21 protein-coding genes are annotated in these 20465 nt (G+C 57.3%); 12 read left to right on the forward strand and 9 right to left on the reverse strand.

Annotation, left to right across the window (positions count from 1 at the left end):
- Positions 1–88: 88 nt before the first annotated feature.
- The 4 genes from Q1K29_RS07885 (at position 89) to dacB (ending at position 3500) form a co-directional block, all read left to right on the forward strand.
- On the forward strand, positions 89–364 hold the full coding sequence (locus tag Q1K29_RS07885) for a PilZ domain-containing protein (RefSeq protein WP_300392973.1): 276 nt from the start codon (positions 89–91) through the stop codon (positions 362–364).
- 87 nt (positions 365–451) lie between these two features.
- A complete protein-coding gene (locus Q1K29_RS07890; protein WP_300392975.1) occupies positions 452–1045 on the forward strand; it encodes a GNAT family N-acetyltransferase in 594 nt (197 codons plus the stop codon).
- On the forward strand, positions 1042–2046 hold the full coding sequence (gene hemB, locus Q1K29_RS07895) for a porphobilinogen synthase (RefSeq protein ID WP_300392978.1): 1005 nt from the start codon (positions 1042–1044) through the stop codon (positions 2044–2046). Before Q1K29_RS07890 ends, hemB begins: the two co-directional genes overlap by 4 nt.
- Positions 2046–3500 (forward strand): D-alanyl-D-alanine carboxypeptidase/D-alanyl-D-alanine-endopeptidase, encoded by a 1455-nt coding sequence (gene dacB / locus Q1K29_RS07900; RefSeq protein ID WP_300392981.1) that lies wholly within the window; start codon positions 2046–2048, stop codon positions 3498–3500. The genes hemB and dacB overlap by 1 nt, the downstream gene beginning before the upstream one ends.
- An 8-nt stretch (positions 3501–3508) precedes the next feature.
- On the opposite strand, the gene Q1K29_RS07905 is transcribed toward dacB, so the two are convergent.
- The 3 genes from Q1K29_RS07905 to Q1K29_RS07915 are packed head-to-tail and all read right to left on the reverse strand — an operon-like array spanning position 3509 to position 5869.
- On the reverse strand, positions 3509–3943 hold the full coding sequence (locus Q1K29_RS07905; protein WP_300392984.1) for a DUF1801 domain-containing protein: 435 nt from the start codon (positions 3941–3943) through the stop codon (positions 3509–3511).
- A gap of 57 nt (positions 3944–4000) precedes the next feature.
- Entirely contained in the window at positions 4001–4999 is a 999-nt protein-coding gene (locus Q1K29_RS07910; protein ID WP_300392987.1) for a TIGR00341 family protein, read from the reverse strand.
- Positions 5000–5869 carry an NAD(P)-dependent oxidoreductase gene (locus tag Q1K29_RS07915; RefSeq protein ID WP_300392989.1) on the reverse strand — a complete coding sequence of 290 codons (870 nt, stop codon included), beginning with the start codon at positions 5867–5869 and terminating at the stop codon, positions 5000–5002. It lies immediately after the preceding gene.
- A gap of 195 nt (positions 5870–6064) precedes the next feature.
- Here Q1K29_RS07915 and Q1K29_RS07920 point away from each other — a divergent pair, with 195 nt between their 5' ends.
- The 7 genes from Q1K29_RS07920 to Q1K29_RS07950 are packed head-to-tail and all read left to right on the forward strand — an operon-like array spanning position 6065 to position 13967.
- Positions 6065–6745, forward strand: a complete 681-nt coding sequence (locus Q1K29_RS07920) for an OmpA family protein (RefSeq protein WP_300392992.1) — start codon at positions 6065–6067, stop codon at positions 6743–6745.
- A gap of 33 nt (positions 6746–6778) precedes the next feature.
- The gene (locus tag Q1K29_RS07925) at positions 6779–8617 is read left to right on the forward strand and encodes an SLC13 family permease (RefSeq protein WP_300392995.1); all 1839 of its coding nucleotides are present in this window, start codon (positions 6779–6781) and stop codon (positions 8615–8617) included.
- An 18-nt stretch (positions 8618–8635) separates the two neighbouring features.
- Complete coding sequence (locus Q1K29_RS07930; RefSeq protein WP_300392997.1) at positions 8636–9394, forward strand: arginyltransferase; 759 nt, start codon at positions 8636–8638, stop codon at positions 9392–9394.
- 54 nt (positions 9395–9448) lie between these two features.
- On the forward strand, positions 9449–10576 hold the full coding sequence (locus Q1K29_RS07935; protein ID WP_300393000.1) for a TRAP transporter substrate-binding protein: 1128 nt from the start codon (positions 9449–9451) through the stop codon (positions 10574–10576).
- Between the two features lie 6 nt (positions 10577–10582).
- The gene (locus Q1K29_RS07940; protein ID WP_300393003.1) at positions 10583–11251 is read left to right on the forward strand and encodes a TRAP transporter small permease subunit; all 669 of its coding nucleotides are present in this window, start codon (positions 10583–10585) and stop codon (positions 11249–11251) included.
- Entirely contained in the window at positions 11241–12821 is a 1581-nt protein-coding gene (locus Q1K29_RS07945; protein WP_300393006.1) for a TRAP transporter large permease subunit, read from the forward strand. The genes Q1K29_RS07940 and Q1K29_RS07945 overlap by 11 nt, the downstream gene beginning before the upstream one ends.
- A 15-nt stretch (positions 12822–12836) precedes the next feature.
- Complete coding sequence (locus Q1K29_RS07950; protein ID WP_300393008.1) at positions 12837–13967, forward strand: aminotransferase class I/II-fold pyridoxal phosphate-dependent enzyme; 1131 nt, start codon at positions 12837–12839, stop codon at positions 13965–13967.
- On the opposite strand, the gene Q1K29_RS07955 is transcribed toward Q1K29_RS07950, so the two are convergent.
- Together Q1K29_RS07955 and parC are read right to left on the reverse strand one after the other, a co-directional pair.
- Positions 13964–14524 (reverse strand): LemA family protein, encoded by a 561-nt coding sequence (locus Q1K29_RS07955; RefSeq protein WP_300393011.1) that lies wholly within the window; start codon positions 14522–14524, stop codon positions 13964–13966. The genes Q1K29_RS07950 and Q1K29_RS07955 overlap by 4 nt on opposite strands.
- A 66-nt stretch (positions 14525–14590) precedes the next feature.
- Positions 14591–16825 carry a DNA topoisomerase IV subunit A gene (gene parC, locus Q1K29_RS07960; RefSeq protein ID WP_300393014.1) on the reverse strand — a complete coding sequence of 745 codons (2235 nt, stop codon included), beginning with the start codon at positions 16823–16825 and terminating at the stop codon, positions 14591–14593.
- 90 nt (positions 16826–16915) lie between these two features.
- On the opposite strand from parC, the gene Q1K29_RS07965 reads away from it, so the two are divergent.
- A complete protein-coding gene (locus tag Q1K29_RS07965) occupies positions 16916–17614 on the forward strand; it encodes an extensin family protein (RefSeq protein ID WP_300393017.1) in 699 nt (232 codons plus the stop codon).
- Here Q1K29_RS07965 and recO read toward each other — a convergent pair.
- From recO to acpS, 4 genes are read right to left on the reverse strand one after another with little or no spacing between them, the layout of a single operon-like run.
- Positions 17611–18342 carry a DNA repair protein RecO gene (recO, locus tag Q1K29_RS07970; RefSeq protein WP_300393020.1) on the reverse strand — a complete coding sequence of 244 codons (732 nt, stop codon included), beginning with the start codon at positions 18340–18342 and terminating at the stop codon, positions 17611–17613. The genes Q1K29_RS07965 and recO overlap by 4 nt on opposite strands.
- Positions 18342–19295 carry a GTPase Era gene (era, locus tag Q1K29_RS07975; protein ID WP_300393023.1) on the reverse strand — a complete coding sequence of 318 codons (954 nt, stop codon included), beginning with the start codon at positions 19293–19295 and terminating at the stop codon, positions 18342–18344. The genes recO and era overlap by 1 nt, the downstream gene beginning before the upstream one ends.
- Positions 19288–20106 carry a ribonuclease III gene (gene rnc / locus Q1K29_RS07980; RefSeq protein ID WP_300393025.1) on the reverse strand — a complete coding sequence of 273 codons (819 nt, stop codon included), beginning with the start codon at positions 20104–20106 and terminating at the stop codon, positions 19288–19290. Before rnc ends, era begins: the two co-directional genes overlap by 8 nt.
- Complete coding sequence (gene acpS, locus Q1K29_RS07985; protein ID WP_300393028.1) at positions 20052–20465, reverse strand: holo-ACP synthase; 414 nt, start codon at positions 20463–20465, stop codon at positions 20052–20054. Before acpS ends, rnc begins: the two co-directional genes overlap by 55 nt.

Raw genomic sequence — 20465 nt, forward strand, 5'->3', positions numbered from 1 at the left:
TATCGAACAGATGACAACCTTTCCGAAGAAATCTCCTCAAGGCTTTTCCAGAAAGCCCACCCCGGCAAGTGGCTCTGAGACGGCCTCAATGAACGATGGCCGCGAATACCCGCGTTTCGACATCAGCACCAACGGCACTCTCGTCCTGGACACCGGGTTCAAGATCCCTTTCGTGGTGAAAGACATGTCGCAGCGTGGCGCAAAGTTACTGCTGCAGCATAGCGTTGTCCTGCCCGAGAGATTTACAGTTGAGATTGTCAGTCCGGACAAACGAAAGATCAAACGCTGCAAGTCTTCGCGTCAGTGGCAGCGTGGCCCGCTCGTCGGCATCCGTCTGCTAAGCGCGGAAACGATCGAATTGTAGCCCGGCGGGGGTAGACGCTGAACGGATAGCCCCTATCTGGTGCAGGTCTCACCCGATTAGCTTACTTATCAAACGGTACATTCTTCCTTGCCTCTCGATTACAGCGAATCTTCATCGATATTGCTGCGCGATGGTGTGGCATGCACATTCCGTCGTGCCAGCAAGGACGACATTTCCCGCCTGATTGAAATCGACGAAAGCGCCTCGGGCCTCTTCGAACCGACAGGACTGCTTAGCGCGGATTCACTCGCCGATCATGTACCAGCTGAAGCGCTCGCACAGGCTGTATCCAAAGGCTGGCTGATCGCAGCCTATACAGAAGAAGAGCTGGCGATCGGTTTTGTCATGGCAACCGAGAAGGGCGAGGCGCTCTATATTGATCAGATCAGCGTCGATCCTGCCATGGGCCGTAGTGGTATTGGCCGTGCGTTGATGCGCTACATTGAGCAAGAAGCCGTGTCGGCTGGCTTCCGCGAGCTCACTCTGTCGACATTTCGCGATGTTGCCTGGAACGCCCCCTTCTATGCTTCATTAGGCTACAAGCACATTAAACGCGCCGACTTCCTTCCATACATGCTTGAAATCGAAGCCGCCCAGGCCGCGCATATGGATGTTTCAAAACGGACTTTCATGAGAAAGCGCCTTCGCAAGCGTTTGTTTCGCGCTAGAACGGGCGCATGACTTCCCCCTTTCCCCAAACATTTCCCCGTACCCGCCTTCGCAGGCTACGCACTTCGCCCTGGATTCGCTCTCTGACGGCAGAAACCGGTCTGACACCATCTGATCTCATTTGGTCCATGGTGGTCCATGATGGGGATGAAGCGCGCATTCCTGTTGGATCAATGCCAGACCTTTATCGGCTGAATATCGAGGAGGCCGCAAAGGCTGCACGTCGTGCGCGGGAGCTTTCGATCCCCGCTATTGCGTTGTTTCCACACATCAACCCTGCACGCAAAGATGCAACGGGCAGTGAAGCGCTCAATCCAGATGGGCTCATACCAACCGTGATCAGGGCGATGAAGGATGCCGCGCCCGAAGTCGGTATCATCTGTGATGTGGCGCTCGACCCATTCACCAGTCACGGCCATGACGGCCTTATCGACGAGGATGGCTATGTGCTGAATGACGAGACAAGCAAGCTTCTTGTCAAACAAGCCATCGTTCAGGCTGAAGCCGGCGCCGACGTGGTTGCCCCTTCCGACATGATGGACGGACGGATTGGTGCCGTCCGCGATGCCCTCGAGAGCGCTGGACATGTAAACACGATGATCCTGTCCTATGCCGCCAAGTATGCCAGTGGATTTTATGGCCCTTATCGCGACGCCATCGGCTCTGCGACCGCCCTGAAAGGCGACAAGAAAACCTATCAGCAGAACCCCGCCAATTCCGACGAAGCCTTACGGGAAGTGGCGATGGACATTGCCGAGGGGGCCGACATGGTCATGGTCAAACCAGGCCTGCCCTATCTCGATATTGTCAGGCGGGTCTCCGAGACCTTTGCCGTGCCGACGATCGTTTTTCAGGTTTCAGGCGAGTATGCCCAGATCAAGGCTGCTGGCGAACGCGGCTGGATTGACGGCGACAAGGTGATGATGGAAACGCTGTTGTCATTCAAACGTGCTGGAGCGGCTGGCATTATCACTTACTTTGCTGAGGACGCTGCGAAAGCTCTGGGGGCCTGATGCGCCCCCTGCTGGCCGTGTCTCTGGAATCTGCCATTCGAACTGCAGTCCTTCCGGCGCTTCTGCTCTTTGCCGCTTCGGCAACGGCGCAGACGACAGTGGACCAGGCGCTAGAAGATGATCTCAAGGGCGGCCGCTGGAGCGTGAGCGTCCGAGCGCTCGACGGGACACCCTTCTTGTCGGTGAATGCCGATCGGAGAGTGGTGCCCGCTTCAACCCTGAAGCTTGTAACGACGGCGACAGCTCTTCATCTGTTTGGAGACTTCTCGAACGCTGGTTGGCCGCTCGGCACGGCGCTTCATATCATCGATGGACCGACCGCCGATTTCCCAACGCTTGTTCTGAGGGGCAATGGCGATGCAACGCTATCGGACGGGCAAAATTGCGACAGCTCATGCCTTGTTCAGCTGGTTCAGGCCGTTCAAGCCAGGGGCATAACGGACATCCAGAACATAGAGGTTGACGACAGCCTGTTCGAAGAACCGAGATGGCCAGCGGGCTGGGCACAAGACGATCTTAGGTTTGCCTATGGTACGGCGATTTCAGCACTTTCTGTCAATGACGGTGTGGCTGAAGCAACGATTGCTCCCGGGCCTGCGATAGGATCACCCCCAGTCCTCGAATGGGATAGTGTCCCCGCCTTCAGTATCGACCTCACGAGAGCACAAACAAGCTCATACGGATTCGATCTCGATTATTTCAAACGCCCTGGGGCAAGCACGGGGGAGATTACAGGAACGATCGGCAGAACTGCCGGCCGTGTCGATCTGAAGTTTGGGCTTGATGACCCTTCACTCTATGCGGGCCAGCTGTTCAGCGAACGACTCCGCCAAGCTGGCATCGAAATGCATGGGACGGTCCTGCGCCGGGAAACTGTCAGCCCAATAGAAGCCCGGACCCCACAGCCGCAGCTAATCTACCGCCACGCCAGCCCCGACCCGCGAAAAATGCTGCAGGAGATTCTTCATGAGAGCAACAATGTTCACGCAGAAGTCTTGCTGCATCATATTTCATTGACCTTCCGGGATCGCACGACCGATGCCGGCCTGAAGCTTATGGCGCACATCCTTATGGAGGCCGGCGCGGAGGAAGACGACTTCGACCTGTTCGATGGATCCGGCCTGTCATTTTACAATCGTATCACGCCGGAAGCGATGAGTGGTCTTCTTGTCTGGGCGTCCGATCAGACCTGGTTTGAAAGCTGGGAAAACCTGCTTGCCGATAATGGAGAAGATGGGACGCTCGAATACCGGTTGACGAATGGGCTACCGGAAGGAGCGGTCCGCGCCAAGAGTGGTAGCGTCTTCGGGGCAGACGGTCTGGCAGGGTATTTCCAGGCGGTAAGCGGTCGTGAATATACGTTTGCGATCTACATCAATGACAGCGCCATGACCCATCCTGCGGCGCGCAGCCGGATTGATAGCCTGCTCCGTACCCTGATCGCGACCTACTGATTAGCAGGCTACTCTTCCCAGGTTTCGTACTTGGCTCGCATATACTGTACGCCTTGGCGGATAATTTCGGACAACACCGCCTCATCCACGTCTGCGAGTTTGTTGATGTAAAGGCACGACTTGCCCAATTTGTGCTTTCCGAGACGCGACAGCGGTTCGCCCATATCTCGATAGCCCGGCAAGATATATATGGCGAGGTGCGCCTTTCTGGGCGAAAAACCGGTCATCAGGAAGTCGCCCTCCCGCCCGCTTTCATATTTGTAGTGGTAGCGCCCGTAACCGATAATGCTTGGTCCCCACATTCTCGGCGCAAGGTTTGTCGCTTCCCTGAATATATCCAGAAGACGAAAACCGTCCTGACGTCTCGTTTCATTTTCTATGCGTGCAATGAAACTCTCAGGCGTTTGTGCCGTCGGCTGCGTCTTGTTGTCTGCCTTCCACATCTGCTTCCCCTTGTTCCAAAACAAGCCCATGCTGACAGGATATCCTCGCGGGCAAGATCACCCAAGTTCGACGGCTTTACCGAGGTCGAGAACAACAATCAGTACGATTAAGAGTGCGAGAAAGCCTGTCGAAAGACCAGCATTGATCCAGGTGGCCCGGTCCGCATTACGCTGCTGAAGCCATTTTCTGGGGCGGATATTCTTGAACCGGAAAACGATCAATGCGGACAAGATGAGACAGGTTATGTTCAGCAAAAGCAGCATGCCGGCCCGCCATGCCAGCCCCCATTCCCCCGACCCAAGGAAAAGGCCCAGTGCGGCACCCGGCGGAAGAAGTGCTGCGGCAACCATGACGCCGACTAGAACGGCCGACCTACCCTGTGCCATGGAGAGTGCGGCGGCGCCGCCAGCAGCCAGAGCCAGCGCGACGCCATCAAGACGAACCTCCGCTCGCGACATGAGCTCGTGGCTTTCCTTGTTCAGCGGAAGCAAAAAGGAGATCAGAAAGGCTACAAGGAGGGCCGCCCCAATCCCGGCTGCGAGCGTGCGTGTGGATTCCCTCAACAGCGCAAAGTTTCCGAGGCCCGCCCCAAGTGAGAAGCCAAGAATTGGGCCCAGCAATGGCGCGATCACCATCGCTCCTATAACAGCGGCAACACCATCAGAGTTAAGGCCAATGGCAGCCACGATGGTTGATAGGCCTGACAGGATAAGAAAGTCCCGGTTCAGCGCAGCGTCGCGTGTTACATCGTCGAGCAGCTCTTCACGAAGCACCTGAAGGTTTGCTCGGGCTTCCTCGTCCTTCAACGGTTCAGGTACTGGCAGCGTGGCTTCCAGCGGGGCCATGGTAATCCGCCAATCCCGGCCATCCTTCAGTGCGTCCTGTAGGCCATCCGTTAGCGCCTGACTGCGCCCGTCATGCATGATCACCCGGATCAGAGTGCGATCCTGTTGTTCTACCGAAAAAATCATCCAGTCGACCGGCTCAAAGGCCTTTATGGCCCGAACGACGGTGTCCTTGTCGCGATCTTTCAGATGCACATCGATCTGGCGCACCTAGGATTCATCCTCCGAGTTCAGCCGGCTGATCAGGCTGGATGTATCCCACCGTCGGCCACCCATCGCCTGGATATCAGCATAGTATTGATCAACAAGTGCCGTCACAGGAAGGCTCGCGCCCGATCCACGCGCCGCATCAAGGGCTATCCGCAGGTCCTTGCGCATCCAGTCGACTGCGAAGCCATGGTCGAATTTCCGCTCACTCATGGTTTCCCACCGGTTTTCCATCTGCCAGCTTTGAGCGGCACCACCGGAAATGGCCTCGATCACCTTGTTCACGCTCAGACCATTGCGCTCAGCGAAGTGAATACCTTCGGACAGGCCCTGAACTATACCGGCAATACAGATCTGGTTCACCGATTTGGCCAGCTGGCCCGCACCCGATTTTCCGATATGGGTGATGCGGTGCCCATACGCCTTCATGACCGGCACCGCCTTCTCCATCGCGGCATCATCGCCACCGCACATGATGGTGAGCTTGCCATTCTCTGCACCGGCCTGGCCGCCTGAAATAGGTGCATCAATAAAGCTTGCCCCGCGGGTAACGCATCGTTCGTGCAGCCGTCTGGCCAGATCCGCGCTGGCTGTAGTGTGGTCAACGACAACCATGCCTGCAGCCAGATTCGATTCGATCTCGTCGAATACGGCTTCGACATCGGGATCATCGCCAAGGCACATGAACACAAACTCGCTCCCGAATACCGCCCCCGCAGCATCACCAACCGCTTCCCCGTTATGCTTTTTTGCCCAAGTGTCCGCTTTTGCGGTCGTTCGATTCCAGACTTTCGTCGTGTGACCATGCCTTGCGAGGTGGCCCGCCATGGGAAAGCCCATAACGCCAAGGCCGAGAAAGGCGCATTTGCTCATGATCTGTCCTCTTCTGCTGTCTTCGTGCGTACCGTCAACTTATCGTGACGACCAGTCATTCCAAACGAGTGCACGAAACATATTTGCTCCACATCAGCCAGTCAGTTTGATTTCTTTGAAATTGCAAGGATTCCAGCGACCTGGCCTCAAGCATGTTTTGGTAGGCAATATTCAGATCAGAAAGATCGGACTGGAATGGCCTCTGAATACGCCTCAATGCGCATCGAAGGCAGAACGCCTCGGGCGCCCGTACGCCGGATTGGCGCATGGAAGCTTGCCTATGCAGACTTCCTGACAGCCTTGTGCGCGCTGTTTATCGTCCTGTGGCTGGCTAGCGGCGCGACATCTGAAGAACGTTCGAATCTTGCCGAACAGTTCGGCGCAAAGCCCGTCTCTGATGTGGTTGCTTCCCAGCTTTCGGCCCTGGATCAGGCGGAAGCAACGTTACGCCAATCAGAGCTTCTTTCGGCCAAAACGGGAAACGTCAGCCTAACCCGCGAAGTCGATGGCTTTCGCATCGAATTGATTGATCTGGACCACACACCCCTGTTCGAAACCGGCGAAGAATCCCTCAATGAGCGTGGGCTATGGCTTATCGATCTCGCCTCGCAAGCCATTATCCGTCTGGCACAACCCATTTGGATTGAGGGACATACAGACAGTCAACCGGTTATGCGATCGGACTACTCGAACTGGGAACTCTCTGCCGGACGCGCCAATGCAGCTCGTCGTGCCTTGATCGCGACCGGCGTCCCTGCTGAGCTGATTGCCGGCGTCACGGGCCTTGCCGACACGCGTCCCTTAAGGCCCGGCACAGGCGACTTGCCACAAAACCGTCGCTTGAGCATAGTCGTCCATATAGACGAGCGTCCTTGACGGATTGGCCGCTCCTTCAGGCGAGGAGGCCGGATGACCGGCGAGTTGATGTCCAATTGGCCCATGTGGGCCAGCCTACTGACGGTCACTGTTACCATTATCTTTTACGTACTGGACCGCTGGTCAATGGAGGCGGTCTCACTCGGTGTGATTGTCGCATTCCTTGTGATTTTTTCGCTTCCCGGGGCCGTGGGCGTAGATAACGAACCTATAACTTCGGTTGATTTGCTCGCCGGTTTCGGAAATCCAGCTCTTATTACCATCATGGCGCTGCTGGTTGTGGGGCAAGGCTTGTTCCAGACAGGAGCAATCGAAGGACCGACAAAAGCGCTCGTCGGCCTTTATGGCAAACGTCCGGTCATAACGCTTCTGTCCACCTTCTTTGCGGTTTTCGCAATCAGTGCCTTCACAAACAATACGCCGGTCGTCGTCATGTTTCTTCCGGTCATGAGCGCCATCGCCATGCGCATGAAGACCAGCACATCCCGCCTCATGATGCCGCTCAGCTTTGTGTCCATCCTGGCTGGGATGACCACTTTGATCGGTACTTCGACTAACCTTCTTGCAGCTGACGCCCTTCGTCGCATCGACGGGATCCGCCTTGATTTCTTTGAGCAAACCTCGATGGGGCTGATGCTCGCGGCGGTGGGTCTTGCCTACATCGCCCTTACGGCCAGGATTCTCCTGCCTGATCGCGGCAACTTTACTGACGAGATTGTGCCCTCCGGCAAGCAGTTCGTCGCTCAGTTTGAGGTCACTCCGGGACATTTTCTTCTAGGCAAAAAGCCCATCGCTGGAATGTTTCCGGACCTCAAGGATATGACAGTGAGAATGATCCAGCGCGGCGAACGCGCCATTCTGCCACCTTTCGAGGATGTCGAACTGATGAATGGCGACCTTGTCATTGTCGCTGCGACCCGAAAAGCTCTGACAGATTTGCTCGCCTCGCGACCCGGCATGCTTCAACAGCTCTGGAATGGCGGGGCCGCCACAGAATCAGTGGATGAGGATGTGCCCGCTCTGAGTCTGGTCGAGGCCGTTATAGCACCGGGCTCACGTATGGCTGGCCGGACGGTCGAGCTGATAGGTTTTCGCCGGCTCACGTCTGCCGTGGTCCTGGGCATCCAGCGACGGTCCCGAATGATCCGGGCGAAGCTGGGGCAAATCCGGCTTGAGGCTGGCGATACACTTTTGCTCTGTGGGCCAACGGAAGCCTTCCAGGGGTTGCGCAACAGTCGTGATCTAATCCTTCTGGAGTGGTCGCAGAGCGAAATTCCTATGACAGCCTACGGTTATGCTGCGCGCATTATCGCCGTCGGAATGGTGCTCCTGGCCGCTCTCGGCATAACGACCATCCTTATCGCTTCCGTTCTAGCCGCCATGGCAATGCTCTTATTCCGTTGCCTCAATGTCAGACAGGCCAGCCGAGCGCTGGATCTAAGAATATTTCTGGTCATCGGCGCTGCTTTGACCATGGGCACCGCGCTTGAGCAAACTGGTGCTGCTACACTTATCGCCGGACTGGTTGTCGATGCTGCTTCGCCTTACGGACCGCTTGCGGTGCTGAGCGCCGTGTTCCTCTGCGTGGCAATCCTTACCAATATCCTGAGCAATGCCGCGGCCGCCGTGCTGTTCGCTCCGATCGCCCTGGAGGCGGCTCACGCCACGGATGCTGCCCCCCTTCCCTTCATCCTTGCTGTCATCTACGCATCGAATTGCAGTTTTGCTTCGCCAGTCGCCTATCAGACGAATATGCTTGTAATGGCCCCTGGACATTACAAATTTTCGGATTTCGTAAAGTTCGGTGGTCCATTAATGTTAGTAATCTGGGCCGCGTTCACCTTCCTGGCCCCTTGGCGTTTTGACCTTTGAGTGTGTTAATCAATAACGATGAAGCTTGATGAATCGCTCTTTACCGTACCGGGAGTACGCCGTGGCCTGCGCTTCTATGTGACGGGACCGACACCCTGCCCGTATCTGTCAGACCAGTATGAGCGAAAAGCCTTCACACATTTGAGCCAGGCAGCCCCCGATGCCCTGCATCATCAGCTGAGCGAAGCCGGGTTCCGGCGCAGTCAGTCTGTTGCCTATCGTCCTGCCTGCCCGAGCTGCAATGCATGTCGCAGTGTCCGCGTAGACGCTTCACGTTTTCGTCCAAGCCGGAACCAGGCGCGTGTCATAAAGAAGAATGCCGACCTGGTACGCCGGCCAGCAGAGCCCCGCGCAACGCGTGAGCAATACCGGCTGCTGAAGCACTATCTCGTCAGCCGCCATGAGGGCGGCGGCATGTCGGAAATGGGCTTCCGCGAGTATGCCGGGATGGTGAATGAAACGCCGGTACAGACCGTGATCTTCGAATATCGCGAAGGCCCGGAAGAAGATGCCCCTCTCGTCGCCGTCTCGCTGACCGATGTTCTGCGGGACGGGTTCTCGATGGTCTACACGTTCTTCGACACTCGCCAGCCCAAACGCAGCCTCGGCACATTCATGGTGCTGGACCATATTCTCAATGCGGATTCTTACGGTCTGCCGCATGTCTACCTCGGCTACTGGATCAAGCAGAGCCCCAAGATGGCCTACAAGAAGCGCTTCCAGCCGCTGGAAGTCCTTGACGGCGCGGTCTGGCGTCGGCTTGAAGAGGACGAATAGAAGCCTGCCGAACCAAGAGCAGGCAGAAATATTCCGAAAGGTTTGGGGGAGGAAATGATACGCAGACGCAACCTGCTAGGCGCGGGACTGCTAGGTCTCGGCGGCGCGGCCGCGTCTTTCAGCAATCCTCAGCAGAGCGGAAGCGCGCCCTCCTCGGGCCCGTCCATCAGCCGGAACCGGCGCCAGCTCAACATGGTGACGACCTGGCCTAAAGGCCTGCCGGGACTCGGCGAGGCCGCAGAACGTGTCGCAGCTCGAATCGGCGCCATGTCTGATGGCCTTATCGAGGTGAAGGTCTATGCGGCCGGGGAGCTCGTACCGGCCTTTGAAAGCTTCGACGCCGTCGCGAATGGCTCTGCTGATATGTATCACGGCGCTGAGTACTACTGGACCGCGAAGTCACCTGCCTATCCTTTCTTTACCGCCGTGCCATTTGGCATGACCGCGCAGGAGATCATGGGATGGATCGACTTCGGTGGCGGCCAGGAGCTGTGGGACGAGCTTTCTGCAGACTTCGGCATCAAATCCTTTCAAGGGGCCAATACCGGGCACCAGATGGGAGGATGGTTTCGCAAGGAAATCAGGGGTCTGGACGATCTCGTCGGCCTTCAGATGCGCATCCCGGGACAGGGCGGCGACGTTCTCCGCGCACTCGGCGGATCTGCCAAGGCCCTTCCTGGCGGTGAAATCTATCAAGCCCTTCAGACGGGTAACATCGACGCGACGGAGTGGGTCGGGCCATGGAACGACTATTCGCTCGGCTTCTACCGAGAAGCGCCCTACTATTATGGTCCCGGCTTCCATGAACCTGGTGCCAGCCTTGCTGTGGGCATCAACCGCAAACTCTGGGACAGCTTTAATCCTGGCGAGCAAGCCATCATCAAGGCGGCCTGCGAAAGCACCAACCATACATCTCTCGGCGAATTCACCTACCAGAACGCCGTGTATCTGGACATTCTGACCCGCGAACATGGTGTCAAACTTCGCTCTTTTCCTGATGATGTCGTCAAGGCCATGGCAGAAGCCGCGCGGGATGTTCGCGCCACCTCGGGCCGCGATGGGATCGAGAAGCGCATTTATGAGAGCTTCGAAAAAGGCCTCAAGACCATGGCCGACTGGGCTGCAGTTTCCGATGGGCCTTACTATGCCGCCCGTGAACTGGGCCGTGAGCCGCAAGGTTAGACGGCCATGGATGCAGAACTGTTCCTGCGAATTGGCGCTTTCCTGAAGTGGATCGGTATTGTCCTGATCCCGGTCTTCCTCTTGCCTTTGCTGACACTCGTCCTGCCCGGGGGCTTCACGTCAGCCTCGCGGATCCTGTACAAGCAGATCGACCGCGCGACAGGCTGGGCGTTAAGGGCTGCAGTCGTGTGCGCTGCAGCACTTGTTCTCGTCCAGCTTGCCGTCGTCATCGCGAGTTTCGGGTTCGCCCTGTCCTGGACATGGCTGTCAGAGGCGGTCATTTACGCATTTGCCGCTGTCTTCATGCTGGGCGCCGCGTCTGCCTTGAAGGATGACGCGCATGTACGAGTGGATATCCTTCGCCCGCGCTTTGGCGAAACCGTGCGTAACTGGATCGAACTCGGCGGCACCTACTTCTTCCTCTTTCCCATTATGTTCCGACTTCTAATGACAGGGGAACAGGGGCTGGCGCGGTCCTGGTTGCTCTTGGAAGGCTCACGCGAGAGCGATGGGCTCCCAATCCTCTTCGTCTTCAAGACACTCCTCCCGGTGTTCGCGATTCTCATGCTGGCTGCCGGTCTGTCCGTCGCCCTGAAGGCCGCAATCAGGCTGACCGGCGGCACGCCAAGTGACGACGAAGCTCACCCCACAATGAGTGGCCACTATGGAGCTTGAGGTCGTCCTCGCACTTGGCATGTTCGCCGCAGCGATCATCGCCCTGCTGGCGGGATACTCCGTCGCGCTAACGCTAGGCGGTATCGCACTGATTTTTGCTCTGCTCGGCCTGGCCCTTGGTGTGTTTCCGGAGTCGCTTCTCAGCAACCTGCCGAGTCGCGTTCAAGGCGGAGCGATCATGCAGAATGAAACGCTCGTTGCCGTTCCCCTGTTCATCCTGATGGGGGTCATTCTCGAGCGTTCAAAGGTCGCTGAAGACCTGCTCCACATCGCCAGCCGCCTGCTTGGACGGATCAATGGTGGGCTTGGGTACGCCGTCGTTCTGGTCGGCGCGTTGCTTGCCGCATCGACCGGAATTGTCGGGGCGACCGTGATCACCATGACACTGATTGCCCTGCCCTCCATGTTGCAACAGAAATACGATACGCGGCTCGCCACTGGCGCCATCGCCGCGTCTGGCACGCTCGGACAGATCATTCCCCCTAGCATTGTACTCATCCTTCTGGCCGACGCGGTATCCAATGCTGCCAGTCAAGCGGCTTCGCAGATGGGTATTGGTGCCTTCGTTGTCTCTGTTGGCGACCTGTTCGCCGGCGCCTTGATCCCCGGCTTCATTCTTGTGGGACTCTATCTGATCTGGATCGCCATTAATGCCTGGTTTCGTCCGCACCACTGTCCACCGGTGGTGGATGACACATCTGACCCGCTCACTCGGAAGGAAGTCCTCTTCGGCCTCGGCGCGCCGCTGCTTCTGATCTTTGCTGTTCTGGGGGCTATCCTCTCAGGTATCGCAACACCAACCGAAGCAGCTGCAATTGGTGTCGCTGGCGCTATTCTGCTTGCAGGCCTGCGCCTCTCCGACGATGATGATGCATTCCTCTCAGCGCTCGTTCTTGCCGCGTTCGCAAGCCTTGCTGTGATCATCTTCACCCGGAACGTTGTCGATCTGAGGCTGGGCGTCGCCGATGCTGGAGCGCTCGCCTATGTCGGCGTCGGCATTTCATTGATAGCTACGATAATATTCTTCGCCGGACTTCTTGCTGGCATGGCTATACTCAATCGCAAGCAACAGCTTTCGCCAGCATTGAAAAGCGGCGTCCATATCACATCCATGGTGTTCCTGATCCTGATAGGAGCATCACTGTTTTCGCTGGTTTTCCGCGGGTTCGGGGGCGATGAGATTGTCGCCGGCCTGCTTCACAGCATCCCAGGCGGAAAATGGGGGGCACTGGTCGGGGCGATGCTGGTCATGTTCGTCCTCGGCTTTTTCCTCGACTTCATCGAGATCATTTTCGTTGTGGTACCGCTCGTAACTCCGCCGCTGATCGTGATGGGGTTTGATCCGGTGTGGCTAGCCATATTGATGGCCCTGAATCTCCAGACGAGCTTTCTCACACCACCCTTCGGATTCGCCTTGTTTTATCTGCGCGGCGCTGCCCCCGAAGGTGTGAAAACGTCCGAAATCTGGCATGGCGCCGTGCCCTTTATCGGTCTTCAACTCATCATCATACTGCTCGTCGCCAGCATGCCGTGGCTCGCCACCTGGCTTCCCTCAGTCGCGGCTAAATAGGAGTGCGCAGTCCAGATGGGCGTCGAGATTGATCCGTTTCATGCCATATCCATCAGCAGACTTGCGCATGAGCTGAAAGATCAGGGCCGCTCGATCATTCATATGGAATTCGGACAACCCTCCACTGGCGCACCAGCCCGCGCGCTGGAAAAAGCCAAAAATGTTCTCGCGTCGAATGCATTGGGCTACTGGGAAAGCCTCCCGCTGAAAAAGCGCCTCTGCCAGCATTATGACGAAACATATGGTGTCACTGTGCGTCCGGGACGTATTGCCATCACGGCTGGTGCTTCGGCTGCGCTGGTATCAGCGCTGACCTGCCGCTTTTCCGCCGGTGACACCATTGCCATGGCGCGGCCAGGCTATGTTTCCTATCGCAACACGGTCAAGGCGCTGGGCATGACCGCTCTCGAATTGGATTGTGGAGCCGATACGAGGTTTTCGCTAACAGCCGATCGTATCGCGGCACTGGCTCCAGCACCGCAAGGACTGATCCTGGCCAGTCCGGCCAACCCTACGGGCACGATCATGTCCGCCGAGGAACTTGAAGCCATTGCGCTGGTCTGCCGCGAACGAGACATAACGATCATCTCCGATGAAATCTATCACGGCCTGAGCTACACGCGCCCGACGCATTCGATCCTGGAATTCGAGCCCGAAGCTTTCGTAATCAACAGCTTCTCGAAGTATTTCAGCATGGCCGGCTGGCGCCTGGGCTGGTTGCTTTCCCCGGAAAGCTACGCTGAAAAGGCCGCCGCCTACACTGGGATCCTTTTCCTGACGGCACCCTCACTTGCGCAGCATGCGGCTCTCATCGCCTTGGACGAGAGAGAAGAGCTGGAAGCCCATCTCGACACATACCGCAGGAACCGTGATCTCCTTCTGGACGCCCTGCCAAAGATGGGTCTGGACGAAATCGCGCCCCCGGATGGCGCATTCTATATTTATACCAATGTCGAGCGATTCAGCGATGATAGCATGTCACTCTGTAAGGATGTGCTCAGGGACACAGGAGTCGTCCTCGCGCCCGGTATCGACTTCGATCCTGCCAACGGCCACCGATATATTCGGATAAGCTTCGCGGTTTCGCAGGACGAGACGCGCGAAGCGATAAAGCGCCTGAAAAACTGGTTTGAGACGCGCGTTTAGAACTTCACTTCCGGCGGAGTGGATAGCGCCGTCCGGTCGCCGCCCAGATCAAAGAATTCCCTTGGCGGGAAGTTGAACATCCCAGCCACGATGGAATTCGGGAACTGTTCGCGCGAAGTGTTGTAGTCCTGCACGGCAGCATTGTAGAAACGACGGGCCGCAGCAAGCTTGTCCTCAATCACTGACAGCTCATCTTGCAAGTCCTTGAAGTTCTCGTTCGCCTTCAAGTCTGGATAGGCCTCAGAAAGCGCGAAAAGCTTGCCGAGCGCACTTGTCAGCATACCTTCTGCCTGCGCCATGTCGCCTGGGGACTCGGCTGCTACGGCTGAATTTCGCGCATCGATGACTTCCTGCAGCGTCTCGCGTTCGTGAGACGCATAGCCCTTGACGGTCTCGACCAGGTTCGGGATCAGGTTCTGACGCTGCTTCAGCTGCACATCGATGTCGGCGAACGCCTGATTACAGCGCTGCTTCTTCGAGACGAGAGCATTGTAAATCCCGATCAGGAAGACTGCGACGATGGCGAGTGCCCCGAGCAGGATATAAAGTACCGTCATTCAAGGACCTCCACCCTCATTATTCGTCCTGAATCCTGACTAGCCCCAGCCTGAACCTGTGGCAAGTTATCCGTTGAACCGTCCTGACTTAGGGAAGCCTTTGGGAGCAACCTTGCCCGCTTGCGCGCGCTTGCCGAGCCAGTCTTCCCATTCCGGGAATCCACGTGATCGGCCAGCCGCGTCCCGCACGAACAGCCCGTCTTCCCGGAAGAAAGTCATCGCGTCAGCCAGCTGATCCTTGCCGCGATAGGTCTGAAGCTTGACGCCCTTGCCGCGCGGCATTTCCGGCAACTCGTCCAGTGGGAAGACAAGCATTTTCTTGTTGCTGCCAATGACGGCAATGTGGTCGCCGGAAACAACTTCACAGACCACGAGAGCCCCACCGCCGGTATTCACCGCGGATTTTCCCGCCTTGCGGTTAGATTCCAGCTCTTTTTCCGGCACGATAAAGCCATAGCCAATATCGGAAGCAACGAGCCGCTTGCGTTCTGGCTCAAGCTTGAACATCGCAACGATGTCGACATTGTCTTCAAGATCAATCGACAACCGGATTGGCTCACCATGGCCGCGCCCACTGGGAAGCTTGTCACAGTTTAGCGTGAATGCACGGCCATCACTTGCGAGGAGCACGATCTTGTCTGTCGTGTAGACTTCCTCGCTCTTGTACAGCGAGTCTCCGTCCTTGAACTTTGTCGCTTCAAGGTCGAGCCCGTGCCCCTTCATGCCTCGAATCCAGCCCATGGAAGAAAGGACGACCGTCAATGGCTCCCTCGGCGTCGATGCTTCCAGGGCGGCAGAGAGATCAATCTCCGGTGCATCCTCAAATGCGGCTCTGCGACGGCCCAACTCGGAATCCGGGTCGAACGACTTGCGGGCTTCCTTCAATTCCTTGGCGACCTTTGTCCACTGCCGCCGCGTCGAACCAATAAGTGCCTGGATATCCTCGCGCTCTTTCGAGAGGTTGTCATGCTCGCGCTTGATTTCCATCTCTTCGAGCTTGCGAAGGGCACGCAGCCGGAGATTGAGAATGGCTTCGGCCTGGATATCCGTGATGCCAAAGCGCTCCATCATCACCTGTTTCGGTTCATCCTCTTCACGGATGATCCGGATCACTTCATCAATGTTGAGATAGGCGATCAGATATCCATCCAGCAGGTGAAGGCGCTTCTCGATCTTGTCGAGGCGGAACTCTGCCCGGCGAACAACCACTTCCCGGCGGTGGTCGAGATAGGCCTGAAGCACATCTCTCAGGCCCATTACGCGCGGGGCGCCCCTATGAAGAACATTCATGTTCATCGGGAAACGCGATTCCAGATCGCAGCTTTTGAACAGGCTCTCCATCAACACATCGGGCTCGACCGTCTTGGCTCGCGGTTCCAGCACGATACGGATATCGTCGGCGCTCTCGTCCTTCACGTCGCTGAGCAGCGGCGCCTTTTTGGTCTCAATCAGTTCGGCAAGCTTTTCGATGAGACGAGATTTCTGAACCTGGAAGGGGATCTCCGTGACTACGATCTGCCAGGTCCCGCGTCCGAGGTCCTCGGTGTGCCATCGGGCGCGAACCCTGAACCCGCCCCTGCCTGTCTCATAAGCTTCTCGGATCGCGCTACGCGGCTCGACAATCACCCCACCGGTCGGGAAGTCTGGTCCCGGCATGACATTCATGAGCTCCGTTAGCGGCGTATCCTTATTATCAATCAGCAGGAGGGCTGCATCGATGACTTCGGCGACGTTGTGAGGGGGTATGGATGTTGCCATACCGACAGCGATACCGGTTGCGCCATTGGCCAGCAGGTTCGGATAACCCGCCGGCAGGACAACAGGTTCGGTATCCGTTTCGGAATAGTTGTCCTTGAAGTCGACCGCGTCCTCGTTGAGGCCCTCAAGCATCAGCTTGGCAGCTTCTGTCATACGGGCTTCCGTATAGCGGTACGCTGCCGCGCTATCGCCATCGATGTTGCCGAAGTTCCCCTGCCCATCCACCAGCGGATAGCGGACAGAGAAGTTCTGCGCGAGACGCACGAGCGTGTCATAAATCGCGCTGTCGCCGTGCGGGTGGTAGTTACCCATAACGTCGCCGACAATCTTGGCGCACTTGCGATAACCGGCATCGGGATCCAGCTTCAGTTCCCGCATACCGTACAGGATACGACGCTGGACAGGCTTCAACCCGTCGCGCACATCAGGCAAGGCACGAGAGGTAATCGTCGAAAGCGCGTAGGCGAGATAACGCTTGGTCAGCGCTTCGCTCAACGGTTCGTTGATAATATTGCCATCTTCGTGGTCCAGAACGTCGGACATGTCGGCTCCTTAGATCGGATCGATGCGGGCGGCTGAACAGAATCACAGCGCGCAGAATTACGTTAACAGAAAGGCCCGATTGGTTAAGGAATGAACAACACGCTGAGACGCACGATAAAGCAGCTGGGCGTTGTCGCTACCGTCATTCTGGCGATCCTGATCCTGAACCGTTATCTACCACCGCAACACAATCCGCTTCGGCCGATCGACCTTGATGACCCGATCGGCGTGGCTACCCATTTCAAGCTTGAACGCATCAAAGGCGATGCAGACCTCTGCTACTCGCTTCTCGACAAGGCCAGCATTGCCTACTCTCCCCTTGAGGACGATGCTGGGACAGATCGCTGTCCGTTGAGTGAAGCGCTCGTGCTGAACCAGTCAAACTACCCCTACTCGGTCGCGCCCTTGCGGATGAGCTGCGCGACCACGTCTGCGCTTTACATCTGGGAGCACGATGTTGTCGGCGCACTGGCCGATAAAATACTCGGGTCTCCTGTCGAGGAGGTGCTGACCTATGGCAGCTTCTCCTGCCGCAATGTTGCCGGGACAAACCGGCCGAGTGAGCATGCACGGGCGAATGCCATAGACATTCGAGGCTTTCGTCTGCAGGACGGGCGCGAAATCGATGTAAGAGCTCACTGGCGGGAAGATAGCGAGCGTGGCGAATTTCTCGAGGCCGTTCATGATGGCGCCTGCAAGGTATTTTCGGTCGTTCTGAGCCCGGACTACAACGCCGCCCACGCCGATCACTTTCACTTCGACATGGGCGGTGGCACCCTCTGTCGTTAGCCGCGGCGCAGAAACCTTGTCATCAGCCGGCGGCGAGATTCGGGTAGATCCTTGTTGACCGCATGGAAGAGCCTGCGCTCCACAAAAAAACCTGTCAGCTCCAACCCTGCCACAATATCGTGCTGGCTCGCCTCCCCCGCAGGATCGATAAGGAAGGAAGGTAAAGTGAAGAGCCGATCAACATAGTCCTCGGCTTCCGAACCGCGCACGGCCCGCCCAGTGCGCGGAGATACGTGGGTTAGCCCATCATTCCAGCCGCTGATTGCACACGCCTCAAGGTCCAACCCAAAGCCAAGCGCGGACAGGAGGCCCAGCTCCCAGCGCACATAGAGCGCAGGCCAGAGATCATCTTCCTCCAGGCTATCCAGAAGCAGGAGTGTCGCATCGTAAAGCGCAGAACCCGCTTCATCGCCTTCATTGAGCGCCCCTCGTAGAATGGCACAAGTCGCGGCGACCGCAGCCAACGCATCAGGCAGGTCGAGCAAGCGTGACGCGCGCTGTTTGGTGGCCTCGGCAACGTCAAAACGCCCAAGCTGCTCTTCAAGCCGGCCCGACCATGACAGCTCGACAGAGTTACCTGGCTCGAACTGTCCGCGCTTTCGCCGGGACGCGCCCCCATAGACAAGGCCTGATCGCCTGCCCCTTGTGCGTGTCAGCACATCCAGGATCAGGCCGCTCTCTCCAAATTTGCGCCCGCCGAGGATCAGACCCTCATCGCGCCATTGCATCAGGCGTCAAACTCCAGCCCCAGTGTTGCGTAGGACTCGCGGCGCTCTTGCCATTTTTCGTCGACTTTCACGAACAGGAAAAGATGAACACGCCGATCCAGTAGCTCGCTCAATTCCTTGCGCGCAGCCTTGCTGACCGCCTTGATTGTCTGCCCATTCTTCCCGAGCACCATCGATTTGTGAGACTCGCGTCCAACGATCACCGCCTGCTGGATCTTCACGTCACCGTTCTTGAAATTCTCCCAGACCTCAGCCTCGACGGTCAGCTGGTAAGGCAATTCTTCATGGAGGCGTAGCATTAGCTTTTCACGGGTAATCTCGGCTGCAAGCAATTGCATCGGGATATCTGCGGACTGCTCAGGTGGATAGAGCGGCCCGCCCTCTGGCATTGCTGCCGCGATCGCGGACATGAGTTGTGCAACGCCATCACCGTTTTCGGCCGAAATCATGAATATCTCGGCGTAGACACCACTCTCATTGAATTCCGCCATCAACGGCAGAATCTGGTCGTGCGCGAAGAGGTCGATCTTGTTTAGCGCGAGCATCACCTTGCGGCCTGTATGCTTCAGCGTTTCAATGACCGCGCGGTCATCTTCGACGGACTTCTTTTGTGCAGCGGTTGCCTTCTCTTCCTGAACAGCGATCCATGCCGCCGCATCAATCAGATGGACAACCGCGTCCGCATCATCAGCCCCCGACCAGGCCGCGCGCACCATCGCACGGTCGAGGCGCTTCTTGGCGCCGAAGATGCCCGGCGTGTCAACGATCACAATCTGCGCGCCGTCTGCGTGCGCGATGCCTCTTACGGGGAATCGCGTCGTCTGAACCTTGTGCGTCACGATGGCGACCTTCGTACCGACCATTGCATTGGTGAGCGTCGACTTGCCAGCGTTCGGAGCTCCTATGATAGCGGCAAATCCCGCCCGTCTGATCTCGTCTTCCATGTCAGTCATTTCGCTGGAGTTCTCTCAACAATCTGTCTGCGGCAGCCATTTCTGCCTCCTGCCGCGACCGACCCGTTTCAATCGCTTCGCCGATTCCGTCGACACGTGCTCGAACCTTGAAAACGGGTTCGTGGTCCGGCCCGGCTCTGTCAACAATATCATAAACGGCATACGGCGCGCGATTGGCACCACACCAGTCACTGAGCCGTGTCTTCGGGTTCTGCTGTGAAACCTCGCGATCAACAAGGTCCAACACCCAGTTCCGGCTTATGAAACCACGGGCCGCATCAAGCCCGCCATCCCTGTAAATGGCCGCGATGATCGCCTCGACGGCATCAGCCACGCTCTTATCGTAACTACCGCGCTTGTTCTTCTCCATTGACGAATCGAGGAAAAGGAAGGGCCGGAGACCAAGAGCTTCGCCCACTTCGGCACACGCTTCCCCGCTGACGAGCTGGTGGAAGATTTTTGTGAGATACCCTTCCCTCTCTGCTGGGAATTTCGCGATCAGCATCTCTGCCATAACTAGGCCAAGAATGCGGTCTCCCAGGAATTCCAGACGCTGGTTCGAGAACTGTGCGTCGCCATCATAATTGTCGATTAGACTGGGATGGGTGAGCGCGCGGTTGAGCCAGTCAACGTCCTTGAATACATGACCAATGCGGGCCTCGATGTCGGCTCGCTGCTCATTATCAAGCTCAGGACGGCGTCTACGCGCAGCCTTACCGGACGCGCGTAGACGGGTACGTTTAGGACGACTTCTCTTCATGGAGCGGTCTTTATCGGCATCGCTTCGATGATGACAACCGCTGACGCCCACGGATGATCATCCGTAATCGTCAGATGAATGATGGCTTCATGTCCTTCCGGCATCATCGCCGACAGTCTTTCGGCGGCACCGTGGGTCAGCGCCATAGTTGGCTTACCTGTAGGCAGGTTGACCACACCCATATGCTTCCAGTGCACTCCGCGCCGCGGCACGCCAGTACCAAGTGCCTTTGCGCAGGCTTCCTTGGCAGCGAACCGCTTGGCATACGTTTCGGCGCTCCGCCGACGCCGCTCAGCAAGGGCGATCTCCGTTTCCGTAAAGCAGCGCTGCTTGAAGCGCTCTCCAAAACGGACAATCGAGCGTTCGATGCGCTCGATATTGCACATGTCGTTTCCCATGCCGATGATCAT

Origin of the sequence: Henriciella sp. (genome assembly GCF_029937755.1) — a bacterium.
Classification (GTDB): Bacteria; Pseudomonadota; Alphaproteobacteria; order Caulobacterales; family Hyphomonadaceae; genus Henriciella.

Excerpts from the sequence above, each read along its gene's own strand:
- acpS (WP_300393028.1), bottom strand. The coding sequence starts at position 20,465 with ATGATCATCGGCATGGGAAACGACATGTGCAATATCGAGCGCATCGAA.
- dacB (WP_300392981.1), top strand. The coding sequence starts at position 2,046 with ATGCGCCCCCTGCTGGCCGTGTCTCTGGAATCTGCCATTCGAACTGCA.
- Q1K29_RS07905 (WP_300392984.1), bottom strand. The coding sequence starts at position 3,943 with ATGTGGAAGGCAGACAACAAGACGCAGCCGACGGCACAAACGCCTGAG.
- parC (WP_300393014.1), bottom strand. The coding sequence starts at position 16,825 with ATGTCCGACGTTCTGGACCACGAAGATGGCAATATTATCAACGAACCG.
- Q1K29_RS07885 (WP_300392973.1), top strand. The coding sequence starts at position 89 with ATGAACGATGGCCGCGAATACCCGCGTTTCGACATCAGCACCAACGGC.
- era (WP_300393023.1), bottom strand. The coding sequence starts at position 19,295 with ATGACTGACATGGAAGACGAGATCAGACGGGCGGGATTTGCCGCTATC.
- Q1K29_RS07940 (WP_300393003.1), top strand. The coding sequence starts at position 10,583 with ATGGATGCAGAACTGTTCCTGCGAATTGGCGCTTTCCTGAAGTGGATC.
- Q1K29_RS07955 (WP_300393011.1), bottom strand. The coding sequence starts at position 14,524 with ATGACGGTACTTTATATCCTGCTCGGGGCACTCGCCATCGTCGCAGTC.
- recO (WP_300393020.1), bottom strand. The coding sequence starts at position 18,342 with ATGCAATGGCGCGATGAGGGTCTGATCCTCGGCGGGCGCAAATTTGGA.
- Q1K29_RS07920 (WP_300392992.1), top strand. The coding sequence starts at position 6,065 with ATGGCCTCTGAATACGCCTCAATGCGCATCGAAGGCAGAACGCCTCGG.
- Q1K29_RS07915 (WP_300392989.1), bottom strand. The coding sequence starts at position 5,869 with ATGAGCAAATGCGCCTTTCTCGGCCTTGGCGTTATGGGCTTTCCCATG.
- Q1K29_RS07965 (WP_300393017.1), top strand. The coding sequence starts at position 16,916 with ATGAACAACACGCTGAGACGCACGATAAAGCAGCTGGGCGTTGTCGCT.
- Q1K29_RS07945 (WP_300393006.1), top strand. The coding sequence starts at position 11,241 with ATGGAGCTTGAGGTCGTCCTCGCACTTGGCATGTTCGCCGCAGCGATC.
- Q1K29_RS07935 (WP_300393000.1), top strand. The coding sequence starts at position 9,449 with ATGATACGCAGACGCAACCTGCTAGGCGCGGGACTGCTAGGTCTCGGC.
- Q1K29_RS07950 (WP_300393008.1), top strand. The coding sequence starts at position 12,837 with ATGGGCGTCGAGATTGATCCGTTTCATGCCATATCCATCAGCAGACTT.
- Q1K29_RS07930 (WP_300392997.1), top strand. The coding sequence starts at position 8,636 with ATGAAGCTTGATGAATCGCTCTTTACCGTACCGGGAGTACGCCGTGGC.
- Q1K29_RS07925 (WP_300392995.1), top strand. The coding sequence starts at position 6,779 with ATGACCGGCGAGTTGATGTCCAATTGGCCCATGTGGGCCAGCCTACTG.
- hemB (WP_300392978.1), top strand. The coding sequence starts at position 1,042 with ATGACTTCCCCCTTTCCCCAAACATTTCCCCGTACCCGCCTTCGCAGG.